Origin of the sequence: Paraburkholderia sp. UCT2 (assembly GCF_014397665.1) — a bacterium.
GTDB lineage: Bacteria > Pseudomonadota > Gammaproteobacteria > Burkholderiales > Burkholderiaceae > Paraburkholderia > Paraburkholderia tuberum.
In genome coordinates, this window is record NZ_VZQO01000008.1 from 100,665 (window position 1) to 114,079 (window position 13,415).

The 13,415-nt window shown below is 65.3% G+C and carries 12 protein-coding genes; 3 read left to right on the plus strand and 9 right to left on the minus strand.

Annotated elements, in window-relative coordinates; genetic code table 11:
* The first annotated feature begins 169 nt into the window (after window positions 1-169).
* Window positions 170-1,087, plus strand: a complete 918-nt coding sequence (locus F6X39_RS09220) for a sterol desaturase family protein (protein ID WP_187616401.1) — start codon at window positions 170-172, stop codon at window positions 1,085-1,087.
* Between the two features lie 95 nt (window positions 1,088-1,182).
* Complete coding sequence (locus tag F6X39_RS09225) at window positions 1,183-2,388, plus strand: SGNH/GDSL hydrolase family protein (protein WP_184023009.1); 1,206 nt, start codon at window positions 1,183-1,185, stop codon at window positions 2,386-2,388.
* Between the two features lie 162 nt (window positions 2,389-2,550).
* Here the strand turns inward: F6X39_RS09225 and F6X39_RS09230 are convergent, their stop codons facing one another.
* The 9 genes from F6X39_RS09230 to F6X39_RS09270 all read right to left on the minus strand — a co-directional run bounded on the left by F6X39_RS09230 (window position 2,551) and on the right by F6X39_RS09270 (window position 12,193).
* A complete protein-coding gene (locus tag F6X39_RS09230; RefSeq protein WP_187616402.1) occupies window positions 2,551-3,603 on the minus strand; it encodes an L-threonylcarbamoyladenylate synthase in 1,053 nt (350 codons plus the stop codon).
* Window positions 3,604-3,613: 10 nt separating this feature from the next.
* Window positions 3,614-4,810 (minus strand): 5-(carboxyamino)imidazole ribonucleotide synthase, encoded by a 1,197-nt coding sequence (locus tag F6X39_RS09235; protein WP_187616403.1) that lies wholly within the window; start codon window positions 4,808-4,810, stop codon window positions 3,614-3,616.
* 104 nt (window positions 4,811-4,914) lie between these two features.
* Window positions 4,915-5,433, minus strand: a complete 519-nt coding sequence (gene purE, locus F6X39_RS09240; RefSeq protein ID WP_018421699.1) for a 5-(carboxyamino)imidazole ribonucleotide mutase — start codon at window positions 5,431-5,433, stop codon at window positions 4,915-4,917.
* 57 nt (window positions 5,434-5,490) lie between these two features.
* Complete coding sequence (locus tag F6X39_RS09245) at window positions 5,491-6,381, minus strand: phosphoribosylaminoimidazolesuccinocarboxamide synthase (protein ID WP_187616404.1); 891 nt, start codon at window positions 6,379-6,381, stop codon at window positions 5,491-5,493.
* Between the two features lie 133 nt (window positions 6,382-6,514).
* Window positions 6,515-7,579, minus strand: a complete 1,065-nt coding sequence (fba, locus tag F6X39_RS09250; protein WP_184023005.1) for a class II fructose-bisphosphate aldolase — start codon at window positions 7,577-7,579, stop codon at window positions 6,515-6,517.
* A 187-nt stretch (window positions 7,580-7,766) separates the two neighbouring features.
* Window positions 7,767-9,203: a pyruvate kinase gene (pyk, locus tag F6X39_RS09255; protein ID WP_018421702.1), complete on the minus strand. Its 1,437-nt coding sequence runs from the start codon at window positions 9,201-9,203 to the stop codon at window positions 7,767-7,769.
* Between the two features lie 442 nt (window positions 9,204-9,645).
* On the minus strand, window positions 9,646-10,839 hold the full coding sequence (locus F6X39_RS09260) for a phosphoglycerate kinase (protein ID WP_187616405.1): 1,194 nt from the start codon (window positions 10,837-10,839) through the stop codon (window positions 9,646-9,648).
* A gap of 278 nt (window positions 10,840-11,117) precedes the next feature.
* Window positions 11,118-11,441 (minus strand): AzlD domain-containing protein, encoded by a 324-nt coding sequence (locus F6X39_RS09265; protein ID WP_018421704.1) that lies wholly within the window; start codon window positions 11,439-11,441, stop codon window positions 11,118-11,120.
* Window positions 11,438-12,193 (minus strand): AzlC family ABC transporter permease, encoded by a 756-nt coding sequence (locus F6X39_RS09270; RefSeq protein ID WP_184066531.1) that lies wholly within the window; start codon window positions 12,191-12,193, stop codon window positions 11,438-11,440. Before F6X39_RS09270 ends, F6X39_RS09265 begins: the two co-directional genes overlap by 4 nt.
* A gap of 226 nt (window positions 12,194-12,419) precedes the next feature.
* Here F6X39_RS09270 and F6X39_RS09275 point away from each other — a divergent pair, with 226 nt between their 5' ends.
* Window positions 12,420-13,343 carry a branched-chain amino acid transaminase gene (locus tag F6X39_RS09275; RefSeq protein WP_184066533.1) on the plus strand — a complete coding sequence of 308 codons (924 nt, stop codon included), beginning with the start codon at window positions 12,420-12,422 and terminating at the stop codon, window positions 13,341-13,343.
* The last annotated feature ends 72 nt before the right edge of the window (window positions 13,344-13,415 follow it).

Consider the following 13,415-nt stretch of genomic DNA (forward strand, 5'->3'; position numbering starts at 1 on the left):
CGCGCGCGGCAAGCTCCTAACCGTGTACGCTGTCGGGCAGCATGCGGCGCGCGACATCACGGGCTTGCCGCGCAGGGCGCCGGTCGTGCAGACCGCGCGACCTCACGAACGATAACGACACCACCCGCCGCGTACCGCGCGGCGGTCAGGGACCAGGAAGGGAGACAAGATGCAATTCGATGCCGAATTGCTGCTGCTCGCCATGGCGCCCGTCTTTCTTGCCTGCATCGGCTGGGAGGCGTGGCACGTGAGCCGCACGCGCCCGGCCGAGCGGCTCTACAGCTGGCGCGACACGCTGTGCAACGCCGCGCTCGCGCTGCTGCAGCAGGCCGCCGACAAGCTCGCGTGGCTCGCGATCATCCCTGTCTACGCGTTTTTCTACGAGCATTACCGCTTTCATACATGGCCGGCGACATGGCTGTCGTTCGTCGTGCTGTTCGTCGCGCAGGACCTGCTCTATTACGTCTTTCATCGCTGCAGTCATCGCGTGCGCTGGCTGTGGGCCGCGCACGTCGTGCATCACTCGTCGGAGCGGATGAATTTTTCGACCGCGTTCCGCCAGAGCCTGATGTACCCAATCGCCGGCATGTGGGTGTTCTGGATTCCGCTCGCCATTCCTGGCTTTGCTCCGAAGCAGATCGTCGCGATCGTGCTGATCAATCTCGGCTTCCAGTTCTTCGTGCACACGCAGGCGATCGGCAAGCTCGGCTGGCTCGAATACGTGTTCAATACGCCGTCGATCCATCGCGTGCATCATGCGCGCAACGATCGCTACATCGATCGCAATTACGCAGGTGTACTGGTGATCTGGGATCGCCTGCTCGGCAGCTACGTCGAAGAAGATCCGCACGAGGCGCCGCGGTACGGCATCGTCGAGTCGCCGCACACGTACAACCCGCTGAAGGCGACGTTTCACGAATGGGCATCGATGGCCGCCGACTTCGCGAGCGTGCGCGGCTGGCGCAACAAATGGCGTGCGCTGTTCGCGCCGCCCGCCCGGGCCGCCGCTTATCATGCGCAGCGCGCGAAGGGAGCCGGCTTGAACTCAAACCATACGGTCGCGCTTCGGACATCGCGCCGGCCGTAGAAGATTCTGTAAGCTGTCGTCACGCCGCCAACGCGGTGGACGCCGCCTGCAACACATGGCATCAAGGGCCACACATACGAGGAGATGCAGTCAACATGAATCAAACCGCTTCGAAGAAACAGCAATGGTTGCGCGTCACGCAGATCGCAGTGGCGAGCGCAGCGTTCGCCGCGCTCGCGGCATGCGGCGGTGGCAGCGACAACAATAGTTCGAGCAGCAGCACGCCGTCAGGTGGCGTCAAGTTGCAGGTCGTGTCATTCGGCGACAGCCTGTCGGACGTCGGCACGTATTCGCCGGTGATCCAGGCCAGTTTCGGCGGCGGTCGTTTCACGACGAATCCTGGCGAAGTCTGGACGCAGAAAGTCGCTGAGTACTATGGGGATACGCTGACGCCAGCTTTTGTGGGCGGCTTCGGAGTGCCACTGAAGGCCAACGGCGGCTTGGGCTATGCGCAAGGCGGCTCCGATGTGGCGAACCCCATCGGCATTGGCTTCGCACCCAATAGCATGGCGGCCACGACCGTACCTGTCACGTCGCAGATCGCGCAGTACCTGACGGACCACGGCAGCTTCAATTCGAATCAGCTCGTGCTGGTGAGCGGCGGCGCCAACGACGTCCTGCAACTGTTGCAGAACACGCAGTTCATGACCGACCTCCAGACCCAGCTCGCGACGGCCACCTCCTTGCAGCAACAGCAGTTGATCATTGGGACGGCGGTTGGAACGCAGCTTCAGACGACTATCCAGAGCTTTGTGGGCGTCGTCGGCACCGCCCTCTCGAAAGGTGCGACACATGTCGTCGTCATGGACGTGCCGGACATCGGCCAGGCGCCGCTCGCGGCTGCCCAAGCGGCAGCAAGCAATGCGCCGCAACTGCCGACGCTGATCACGGCCATCGTGACCGCATACAACACGCTGGTCGCGAATGGACTCAAGACAGCCGGGATTGACACGAAAGTGATTCCGGTCAGCTCGTTCGCCTGGCAGCATCAGTTGCTCGCCAGCTACCAGTCGCAGGGATTTTCCAATGCAACGGGCACGGCCTGCGCGCTCCAACAGATGGAGCAGAACGCGACCGCGTATGCGACGGCCAATCCGTCGGTGCTGCAAGGCGGCATGACGGCGCAGCAGTACGGCCAGCAATTCGGCTCGTCGCTGTTCTGCTCGCCGCAGACCCTCACGGTAGCGGGCGCCGACCAGTCGTACGTCTTCGCCGACACGCTCCATCCGACGACGCACGCACACGCTGCGTTCGCAACTTTCGTCGAACAGCAGATCGCGGCGACGGGTCTGGGCAAGTAAGCGCACATCCGGCGTCCGGCGGGAGCGTTGTCTCCCGCTAACGTCTTCTCGAACTTTAGTTCGATACGAAAAAAGCCCGCCTCATTGCGAGTCGGGCTTTCTGCTTTTGCGTGTTCGCTTTTGCTTGGCGCGCGAAGTATCAGAGGCGAAAACGTAGCGCCTTCAGGACTCGTGCGCTTCGAATGCCGCCGCCGCGCGCCCGAGCCGATCGTTGACCGCGATCCATTCGATCGTATCGGGCAGCTTCTCGATCAGAATCCGCGTGACGTTCGCGCGATCGAGCGTGCGCAGCAAGCCGTAGAGTTCGCGTGCATAGACGTGCGGATCTTCCGGCGCGGCGACGAAATGCACGCCGTCGACATCGGCCCACTGTCCCGCACGCGACGCGCGCGCGACCAGCGCGACGCGCTCGCCCGGCTCACGCACCGCGAGAAGCGGCTCGAGCTCGCCGAGTGGCAGCAGCACGAGCGGCGTGCGCGGCGCGTAATGCGCTTTCAACGTGCCCGACGCGCGCGGCGCGGTCGCGTCCGACCCGTCAGGCAGACGCGGCGCCTCGCCGAGCACGTCGGCGATATCCTGCGGCGTCACGCGACCGGGCCTCAGCAGCGCCGGAAAGCCGCGCGACAGATCGAGAATCGTCGACTCGATACCGACATCCGACGCGCCGCCATCGAGCACATGAATCGCGCTGCCGAACTCGTCGCGCACATGCTGCGCCGTGGTCGGGCTCACATGCCCGAAGCGGTTCGCCGACGGCGCGGCGACGCCGCCATGCCCGCCGCGCAACGCGCTGAATGCATCGAGCAACGCCTGCGCAACCGGATGCGACGGGCAGCGCAGTCCCACCGAGTCCTGCCCGCCGCTGACCGCCGCCGGAATGCGCGCAGCGCGCTTGAGGATCAGCGTGAGCGGTCCCGGCCAGAACGCGTCGATCAGGCGCTGCGCATCCGCCGGCAAATGCTCGACCCAGTAGTTCGGATCGCCATGCGGCGCGAGATGCACGATCACCGGATGATTGGCCGGCCGCCCCTTCGCCGCGTAAATGCGCGCGACCGCGTCCGGGTTCTCGGCATCGCCGCCGAGGCCGTACACGGTTTCCGTCGGAAACGCGACCAGCCCCCCCGCGTCGAGCAAGGCCGCCGCGTGCTCGATCTGCGCGGCGCTGACCGGCAACGCGTTGGTAGCGTCCTTGGCGGGTTTCAGTTGATCCGGCATGGCGCGCGCGTCAGCTGGTGGCGATGTGCAGCAGCCGCGCGCAATCGCGCGCCGCGGTGCGGGCTTCTTCGAGGGTCGGCGCAGTGAAGTTCACGTGGCCCATCTTGCGGCCGCAACGCGCCTCTTCCTTGCCGTACAGATGCAGGCGCGCTGACGGCATCGCGGCGACTTCCTGCCATGGCGGCGTGACCGCCGCGCGCTTCGGACCGTCCGGAAACCACACGTCGCCGAGGATGTTCAGCATCACCGCCGGCGAATGCTGGCGCGTGTCGCCGAGCGGCATGCTGGTCATCGCGCGCACCTGCTGCTCGAACTGGCTCGTCGCGCACGCGTCGACCGTGTAGTGGCCGGAGTTATGCGGGCGCGGCGCCATTTCGTTGGCGACCAGCGAGCCGTCTTCGAGAATGAAGAATTCGACGCACAGCACGCCGATGTAGCCGAGCTTTTCGGCGATCTGCAGCGCGGCCTGTTGAGCCTGCTGCACGAGCGCCGGCGACGCGTCCGGCGCGGGAACGATGGTGTGCGACAGCACGCCGTCGCGATGGGTGTTCTGCGCGAGCGGATAGACCACCGACGCCCCGCTCGCCGCGCGCGCGATCAGCGCCGACACCTCGAACTTCAGCGGCAGGCGCTTCTCGAGCACACACGGCACGCCGCCGAGCGACGCATGTGCCTCGCGCACTTCCTCGGCGTTGCGCACGCGAATCTGGCCTTTGCCGTCGTAACCCATGCGCGCCGTTTTCAGGATGCCGGGCAGCACCGCTTCGAGCTCGCCATCGCCCAGCGCCGCAAGCGCATCCGACGACTCGATCACGACGTGCGGCGCAACCGTCACACCCGACGACGCGATAAAGCGCTTCTCGGCGATCCGGTCCTGCGCGACGGCGACGCAACGCCCCGCCGGGCTCACGAAGGTGGTCTTGCCGAGAAAGTCGAGGCTCGCGGACGGCACGTTCTCGAATTCGGTCGACACCGCCGCGCACAACCGCGCGAGTTCGGTCAGCGCCGCTTCGTCGCCGTAGGCCGCGCGCAGGTGGCGGTCGGCGACCGCGCCCGCCGGGCTGGTTTCGTCCGGATCGAGCACGGCGACGCGATAGCCCATCGCCTGGGCGGCAAAACAGAACATGCGGCCGAGCTGGCCGCCACCGACCATGCCAAGCCATGCGCCAGGCAGAATCGGTGAAACCGGTGTGTTGTCAGGGTTCATCTTGGTGGTCGGTCGCGGCCGGATACGCGTCGCGCTCGCACAGCGAGCGGCGGGCATCCGGCCGGGGGTCGGACAGGAGACGTCTTATAAAACAACCAGCGCGCTTACAGCGCCGGCAATACCATCGCGTGAGCCGCTTCGTTCTGGCGCACACGGAATGCAGCGAGCTTGTCCGCGTATTCGGCGCTGGTGCCGGAGAGCAGGGACACCGCGAACAGCGCCGCGTTCGCGGCACCCGCCTCGCCGATCGCAAACGTCGCGACCGGCACTCCCTTGGGCATCTGCACGATCGAATGCAGCGAATCGACGCCCTTCAAATACTTGCTCGCGACCGGCACGCCAAGCACCGGCACCGTGGTCTTCGCGGCCAGCATGCCCGGCAGATGCGCGGCGCCGCCCGCACCCGCGATGATCGCGCGAATGCCGCGCTCGCGCGCGCTTTCAGCATAGGCGAACATTTCGTCGGGCATGCGGTGCGCGGACACGACCTTCGCTTCGTACGGCACGCCGAATTCCTGCAGAATCGCGACGGCGTTTTTCATCACTTCCCAGTCGGAACTGGAGCCCATCAATACGCCGACGACCGGCGCATCATGCGTATGGGCGGTTTGTGCTTCACTCATCTTTACGGCTTCCTTGTTTCCCGGCGATGCGCGCCTGACACGGCGCGCGCGATCAGATCAGTCGAGCTTGTGGCCGGTCAGGCGCTCGAGCGCTTCCTGGTACTTCTCGCCCGTTTTCGCGACCACGTCGTCCGGCAGCTTCGGCGCCGGCGGCTCTTTCTTCCACGGCTGGGTTTCGAGCCAGTCGCGCACGAACTGCTTGTCGAACGACGGCGGATTCGTGCCGACCTGGTACTGGTCCGCCGGCCAGAAGCGCGACGAATCGGCGGTCAGCGCCTCGTCCATCAGGTACAGCTTGCCGTGGTTGTCCAGACCGAATTCGAACTTCGTGTCCGCAATGATGATGCCGCGCGTGGCCGCGTAATCAGCGGCTTCCTGATACAGACGGATCGAAATGTCGCGGATCGTGGCCGACAGTTCGGTGCCGATGCGGCGCTCCATCTCGTCGTAGGTGATGTTTTCGTCGTGGTGGCCCATCTCGGCCTTGGCGGCCGGCGTGAAGATCGGCTCGGGCAGCTTCTGCGCGTTCTGCAGACCCGGCGGCAGTTGCACGCCGCAGACCGAACCGGTGGCCTGGTAATCTTTCCAGCCACTGCCGGCCAGATAGCCGCGCACCACCGCTTCGACGAGGATCGGCTCGAGACGCTTGACGACCGCCGCGCGCCCCTTGACTTGCTCGACTTCGTCCGGCGCGACCACCGACTCCGGCGCGACGCCCGTCAGGTGGTTCGGCACCACGTGCTTCAGTTTCTCGAACCAGAAGTTCGCCATCGCGTTGAGCACGCGACCCTTGTTCGGAATCGGCTCGCCCATGATCACGTCGAACGCCGACAGACGGTCGGTCGTGACGATCAGCAACTGGTCGTTGCCCACGGCATAGTTGTCGCGGACTTTGCCGCGGCCGAGCAGCGGCAGCGAGCGGAGCGTGGATTCGTAGAGGGTAGACATCGTCGTGGTTCGCTAAAAGTGGTGCAAAAAATGTGACCGGAACAAAAGGGAAACGCCGTTCCCCCGATGATGCGGGAACGGCGATCGGACGACAACCTGGCCAAACGGCCAGGCGCGGAGCCAAAACTACAGCTTAGCGGACGACTTGCGCGAGCTCGCCCGACTTGTACTTCTGCGCAATTTTATCAAGCGAAACCGGCTTGATCTTGCCAGCCTGGCCTTCGCAGCCGAATTGTGTGTAACGGTCGATACAGATCTTCATCGCCGCTTCGCGCGCCGGCTTCAGGTAATCGCGCGGATCGAACTTGCCCGGGTTGGTCGCCATGTAGCGACGGATCGCGCCCGTGATCGCCAGACGCAGGTCGGTATCGATGTTGACCTTGCGCACGCCGTGACGGATGCCTTCCTGGATTTCTTCGACCGGCACGCCGTAGGTTTCCTTCATGTCGCCGCCGAATTCGCGGATTTCCGCGAGCAGCTCCTGCGGCACCGACGACGAGCCGTGCATCACGAGGTGCGTGTTCGGAATGCGCTGATGGATTTCCTTGATGCGCTGGATCGAGAGAATATCTCCCGTCGGCTTCTTGCTGAACTTGTAGGCGCCGTGCGAGGTGCCGATCGCGATGGCCAGCGCGTCGCACTGGGTCAGCTTGACGAAGTCGGCGGCCTGCTCCGGATCGGTCAGCAGTTGTTCACGCGTCATCGTGCCTTCGGCGCCGTGGCCGTCTTCCTTGTCGCCCTTCATCGTTTCGAGCGAACCGAGCACGCCCAGCTCCGCTTCCACGGTGACGCCGATCGAGTGCGCCGCCTCGACGACCTTGCGCGACACTTCGACGTTGTACTCGTACGATGCGACCGTCTTGCCGTCGGCTTCGAGCGAACCGTCCATCATCACGCTGGTGAAGCCGCTGCGAATCGCCGCCATGCAGACCGCCGGCGACTGACCGTGGTCCTGGTGCATCACGACCGGAATGTGCGGATACGACTCGACCGCCGCTTCGATCAGATGACGCAGGAACGGCTCGCCCGCGTACTTACGCGCACCGGCCGACGCCTGCATGATGACCGGGGCGTTCACCTTGTCGGCCGCGGCCATGATCGCCTGCACCTGCTCCAGATTGTTCACGTTGAATGCCGGAAGGCCATAGCCGTTTTCCGCGGCATGGTCCAGCAGTTGACGCATTGATACGAGAGGCATGCTGAAACTCCTTAGATTGAAACGAATTCTTTTGCCGTCGGCATCTTTTGCGGCGATTTTATCGCGAAGCAGGGGGTGTTCCCGCGATGACAGCGGCGCTTTGGTGCGCCGTCGCACATGGACCGTGCGGGTTTCGCCGCCCTGCTTCGCTCAATCGAGCCTGTGCCGATCGAGCAGTCCTGCCTGATCAGTACGGTTCACCGACCCGCACGATCTTCAACGTGTTGGTGCCGCCCGCCTGACCCATCGGCTCGCCGACCGTCAGCACGACCATGTCGCCGTGCGACGCGTAGCCCTTGCCGACCACCGTTTCGAGCGCCTGCTGCAGCGCCGTGTCGCGGTCGGTGTTGGTGTCCAGATGCAGCGAAGTCACGTTGCGGTACAGCGCCATCGCCCGTTCGCTGCCGACGCGCGGCGTCAGCGCGAAGATCGGCACGTGGGTCCAGTGACGCGACATCCACAACGCGGTCGAGCCCGATTCGGTCAGCGCGACGATGGCCTTGGCGCCCAGGTGATAGGCGGTGAACAGCGCGCCCATCGCGATCGACTGGTCGATCCGCGTGAACGTGCGGTCGAGGAAGTCCTTGTCGAGCTCCGACTGCTCGGACTTTTCCGCTTCGACGCAAATCGCGGCCATCGTCTCGATGGTCTGCACCGGGTACTTGCCCGCCGCCGATTCCGCCGACAGCATCACCGCGTCCGTGCCGTCGAGCACCGCGTTGGCGACGTCCGACACTTCCGCGCGGGTCGGCACCGGCGCGTGGATCATCGACTCCATCATCTGCGTCGCGGTGATCACGAACTTGTTCGATTCGCGCGCCATCCGGATCATGCGCTTTTGCAGCGCCGGCACCGCGGCATTGCCCACTTCCACGGCCAGATCGCCACGCGCGACCATGATGCCGTCCGACGCGTCGAGGATGCCTTGCAGCGCCGGAATCGCTTCCGCGCGCTCGATCTTCGCGATCATCTTCGGCTTGATGCCATACGGCGCGCCGGCGATGTTCGCGAGCTGGCGGGCCATTTCCATGTCGGTCGCGTTTTTCGGGAACGACACCGCGACGAAATCGACGCCGAGCGACATCGCCGTGCGGATGTCCTCCATGTCTTTGGCGGTCAGCGCGGGCGCCGACAGACCGCCTCCCTGGCGGTTGATGCCCTTGTTGTTCGACAGCTCGCCGCCGATCTTCACGACCGTGTGGATCTCGTTGCCGATCAGGCGCTGCACGTTCAGCACGATCAGGCCGTCGTTGAGCAGCAGTACGTCGCCCGGCTTCAGGTCGCGCGGCAGATCCTTGTAGTCGAGGCCGACGCGCTCGTCGTTGCCGAGCTCGCAGTCGGCATCGAGGACGAACGGATTGCCGGTGACGAGCGTCGTGCGGCCGTTCTCGAATTTGCCGACGCGGATTTTCGGGCCTTGCAGGTCAGCCATGATGGCGACTTCGCGGCCGGCCTGGCGGGCCGCCTCGCGCACGAATTCGGCGCGCTGGCGATGGTCGTCCGCGGTGCCATGTGAGAAATTGAGCCGCACCACGTCCAATCCCGCCTGAATCATTTGCAGCAGGATTTCCGGCGTGCTGGAAGCCGGACCGATAGTAGCGACAATCTTGGTGGCGCGATGCATGAGTCTCCTCGTCTGGATAGGATCGCTGGTAAGAGCGCTGCGGGGCTGCTGCGGAGTTCGTGTCGCTTTGTGGAGTGATGCGGGTGATGCGGTATTCGAGAGCGGCGCCTCGCGCGCCGGAGATTTGCTGCCCTGCTTGCCGGAAGGCTGTTCCGGCTGGGCCGAATCGTGTTGAGCAGCTTCGACCTGTGCCGTTGGGGGCTGCTCCGCGTCGCCGGTCGGAGCTTGCGCTGCAACCGGTTCCGCGGGCGCTCCGGCGGCTAGCGCCGGTTCGGTGGCCGCGGGCGCTATCGGCGCTTCGGCAGCCTCGTCCTGTCCGGCCGCTGCCGACGCAGCGGCCGCGCGTGTCGCGCTCTCCCCTGCCGGCGTTGCCGCGTTACCGCGCGGCGCTTTCACGCCACGCGCCTTGGTCGACTTCGCCGCTGGGGAGCGCGTCGCCACGTTAAGCCCGCGATTCCAGAACTTCTACCGCCGGCAGCTTCTTGCCCTCGAGGAACTCGAGGAATGCGCCGCCGCCCGTGGAAATGTAGCTCACCTGGTCGTGGATGCCGTACTTGGCGATTGCCGCGAGCGTATCGCCGCCGCCTGCGATCGAGAACGCCGCCGAGCGCGCGATCGCGTCCGCGAGCGTCTTCGTGCCGTTGCCGAACTGGTCGAACTCGAACACGCCGACCGGGCCGTTCCACACGATCGTGCCGGCCTTCTCGAGTTGCGCGGCGAGCACCTTGGCCGTTTCCGGGCCGATGTCGAGGATCATGTCGTCGTCCTGCACATCGGCGACGGCCTTTACTTCTGCCTTCGCGGTCGGCGAGAACTCCTTGGCCGTGACGACGTCGGTCGGGATCGGCACCGAGGCGCCGCGGGCCTTGGCCGCGTCGATGATCGCCTTCGCTTCGTCGACCAGATCGGCTTCGGCGAGCGACTTGCCGATCTTCAGGCCGGCCGCGAGCATGAACGTATTGGCGATGCCGCCGCCGACGATCAGCTGGTCGACCTTCTCCGCGAGCGACTTCAGGATGGTCAGTTTGGTCGACACCTTGGAGCCCGCGACGATCGCCACGAGCGGACGCTTCGGTGCGCCGAGCGCCTTGCCGAGCGCTTCGAGCTCAGCGGCGAGGAGCGGACCCGCGCAGGCAACCGGCGCGTACTTCGCGATGCCGTGCGTAGTCGCTTCGGCGCGGTGGGCGGTGCCGAACGCGTCGTTCACGTAGATATCGCAGAGCTTGGCCATTTTCTGCGCGAGCTCGTCGGAATCTTTCTTTTCGCCCTTGTTGACGCGGCAGTTTTCGAGCAGCACGACCGAGCCCGACGCGACGTTCACGCCGTTTTCGACCCAATTCGCGACGAGCGGCACGTCGCGGCCGAGCAGCTCCGCGAGACGCTTCGCCACCGGTGCGAGCGAATCTTCCGGCTTGAAGTCGCCTTCGGTCGGACGGCCAAGGTGCGAGGTGACCATCACCGCGGCGCCGGCGTCGAGCGCGGCCTTGATGGCCGGCACGGAAGCGCGGATGCGGGTGTCTTCGGTGATGTTGCCTTGATCGTCCTGCGGCACGTTCAGATCGGCGCGGATGAACACGCGTTTGCCGGACAGCTTGCCTTCGGCGATCAGGTCGGAGAGACGCAATACCTTGTTCATGGGCTTGAGTATGCGAGTTGATGAGAAGGCGGTGACGGACAGCGCGCGGGGACGAGGCGCAGCGAACTCCAGCGCTTCGGCCCAACCGCTCCGCGGGATCGGGCGCCGGCGGCCGGCCGCGGCACCAGGCGCCTTGCCGCGGCGCGCTCAACCCGGAAAAGGCATTTTAACTGATCCCAACGGCCTTCTGATCCGCGACACGGCGAATGTCGCGCATTTGATCGCAAGGCCGCAGATGCCGCGGCGTAGCATTCATCGCCGCACCCCGGGCCCGACCCTCACAGGAAGACGCGCATCAGCGTGAACACGACCATTCCGGTCACGATCGTGCCGAGCATGGTGCGCCGCCACAAAAACCAGCCCAGGCCGGCGAGCGTCGCGTAAAGCTCATGGTTGGAAGGCGCGAACGACAGCCCGTCGGGCGTCGTTAGCACGTCGGGCACCACCACCGCGGCGAGCGCGGCGGCCGGCGCGTAGCGCAGCATCTTCTGCACGCGCGCCGGCAGTACCGTGCGCTCGCCGCCGATCAGGAACATCGCGCGGGTGAGCGCGGTGACGAAGGTCATGCCGAAAATGGCGAGCCAGATTTGCGTGGAGGTCATCGGGAGTCTCCGGCGCGATCGTTCACGCCACGAATGCGGCGCAGGTCGGCGCGCTCGATCATCAGGTCGGCCGCACTGCCGGCCGCGATCGCCGCGATCACCGCGAGCGGCAACGCCAGCCGGTACGGCAGATCGAGCGCGAGCAGCGACACGATGCCGGCCACGCTGACCGCGACCAGCGTCGAGCGGGTGGCGATCGCCGACACCATCACCGGCAGCAGCGCGAGCGTGCCGGCCAGCGCGAGCCCCCAGTTGTCCGGAATCAGGCTCGCGAGCAGGATGCCGATGATCGACGACACCTGCCACGACAGCCAGCTCGATACCGCCATGCCCCAGAAGTACGCCTCCTTGCCCGGCACGTAGCCGGTCGGAAAGCTCTTCTTGACGAATAGCAGATAGATCACGTCGCCGTTGAAATAGCCCAGCACGATGCGCCGCCACATCGACAGATACGGGAAGTGCGGCGCGAGGCCGGCGCTGAAGATCACGAAGCGGGTGTTGACCATCGCCGCGGTCAGCAGCACCGTCCACACCGGCAGCTTCGCGGCGAGGAGCGGCAACACCGCCAGCTGCGACGATCCGGCGTAGCACAGCAGCGACATCGTGAGCGCCTGCGGCAGCGTCAGCACGGACTTGCTCATCGCGATGCCGGTCACGAGGCCCCAGGAAAAAATCGCCATCAGCGTGGGGGCATAGGCGCGCGCGCCTTCACGAAAAGCGCGGCGATCGGTGTCGGACAGTCGAGCGAGCATCGGGCGAAGGGTGCGGGCGCAGGAAACGCCGTCAAAAAGGCCAGGTCGGCGCCAGCTTGCGAGACCACCCGCTGGCGCATCCGGATTTGATTTATGCGTGCGCTGGATTATAGCGTCCGGGGTGCGCCCAAATGCCCGTGGTGTGTGCAAAAGACGCTAAAATAGCGCTCCCGGCCATGTCCTGCGCTCATGGCCGCACCTCATAACGCACCTGCTGGAGAACCGTATGTCAATGGCCGACCGCGACGGCAAGATCTGGATGGATGGCAAGCTCATCGAGTGGCGTGATGCCAAAATCCACGTGCTCACCCATACGCTGCACTACGGCATGGGCGTGTTCGAGGGCGTGCGCGCTTACAAGACGGCCGACGGCGCCACCGCGATTTTCCGCCTGCAGGAGCACACCAAGCGCCTTCTGAACTCGGCGAAGATCTTCCAGATGAACGTGCCGTTCGACCATGAAACGCTCGCCGCCGCGCAGCGCGAAGTGGTTCGCGAGAACAAGCTCGATTCGTGCTATCTGCGCCCGATCATCTGGGTCGGCTCGGAAAAGCTCGGCGTGTCGGCCAAGGGCAACACGATTCACGTCGCGATCGCCGCGTGGCCGTGGGGCGCATACCTTGGCGAAGACGGCATCACCAAGGGCATCCGCGTAAAGACGTCGTCGTTCACGCGCCATCACGTGAACGTGTCGATGGTGCGCGCGAAGGCGTCGGGCTGGTACGTGAACTCGATCCTCGCGAACCAGGAAGCGATCGCCGACGGCTACGACGAAGCGCTGTTGCTCGACGTCGACGGCTACGTGTCGGAAGGCTCGGGCGAGAACTTCTTCCTCGTCAACAACGGCAAGCTGTACACGCCTGATCTGTCGTCGTGCCTCGACGGCATCACGCGCGACACCGTCATCACGCTCGCGCGCGACATGGACCTGCAGGTGATCGAAAAGCGCATCACGCGCGACGAAGTCTATACCTGCGACGAAGCGTTCTTCACCGGCACGGCGGCCGAAGTCACGCCGATCCGCGAGCTCGACAACCGCACGATCGGCGCTGGCGCGCGCGGCCCGATCACCGAAAAGCTGCAGTCGGCTTTCTTCGACGTCGTGAACGGCAGGAGCGCGAAATACGCGCACTGGCTCACGAAGATCTGAGCGCCGTTTCGAGATGCCCCGCGCAGCCCAACGGCGGCGCACTGTAAGCACCCCGCATACAACGAGAAAGTC

Coding starts and splice junctions, on each gene's coding strand:
- F6X39_RS09260 (WP_187616405.1), bottom strand. CDS start 10,839: ATGAACAAGGTATTGCGTCTCTCCGACCTGATCGCCGAAGGCAAGCTG.
- F6X39_RS09270 (WP_184066531.1), bottom strand. CDS start 12,193: ATGCTCGCTCGACTGTCCGACACCGATCGCCGCGCTTTTCGTGAAGGC.
- F6X39_RS09225 (WP_184023009.1), top strand. CDS start 1,183: ATGAATCAAACCGCTTCGAAGAAACAGCAATGGTTGCGCGTCACGCAG.
- purE (WP_018421699.1), bottom strand. CDS start 5,433: ATGAGTGAAGCACAAACCGCCCATACGCATGATGCGCCGGTCGTCGGC.
- F6X39_RS09235 (WP_187616403.1), bottom strand. CDS start 4,810: ATGAACCCTGACAACACACCGGTTTCACCGATTCTGCCTGGCGCATGG.
- pyk (WP_018421702.1), bottom strand. CDS start 9,203: ATGCATCGCGCCACCAAGATTGTCGCTACTATCGGTCCGGCTTCCAGC.
- F6X39_RS09245 (WP_187616404.1), bottom strand. CDS start 6,381: ATGTCTACCCTCTACGAATCCACGCTCCGCTCGCTGCCGCTGCTCGGC.
- F6X39_RS09230 (WP_187616402.1), bottom strand. CDS start 3,603: ATGCCGGATCAACTGAAACCCGCCAAGGACGCTACCAACGCGTTGCCG.
- fba (WP_184023005.1), bottom strand. CDS start 7,579: ATGCCTCTCGTATCAATGCGTCAACTGCTGGACCATGCCGCGGAAAAC.
- F6X39_RS09265 (WP_018421704.1), bottom strand. CDS start 11,441: ATGACCTCCACGCAAATCTGGCTCGCCATTTTCGGCATGACCTTCGTC.
- F6X39_RS09275 (WP_184066533.1), top strand. CDS start 12,420: ATGTCAATGGCCGACCGCGACGGCAAGATCTGGATGGATGGCAAGCTC.
- F6X39_RS09220 (WP_187616401.1), top strand. CDS start 170: ATGCAATTCGATGCCGAATTGCTGCTGCTCGCCATGGCGCCCGTCTTT.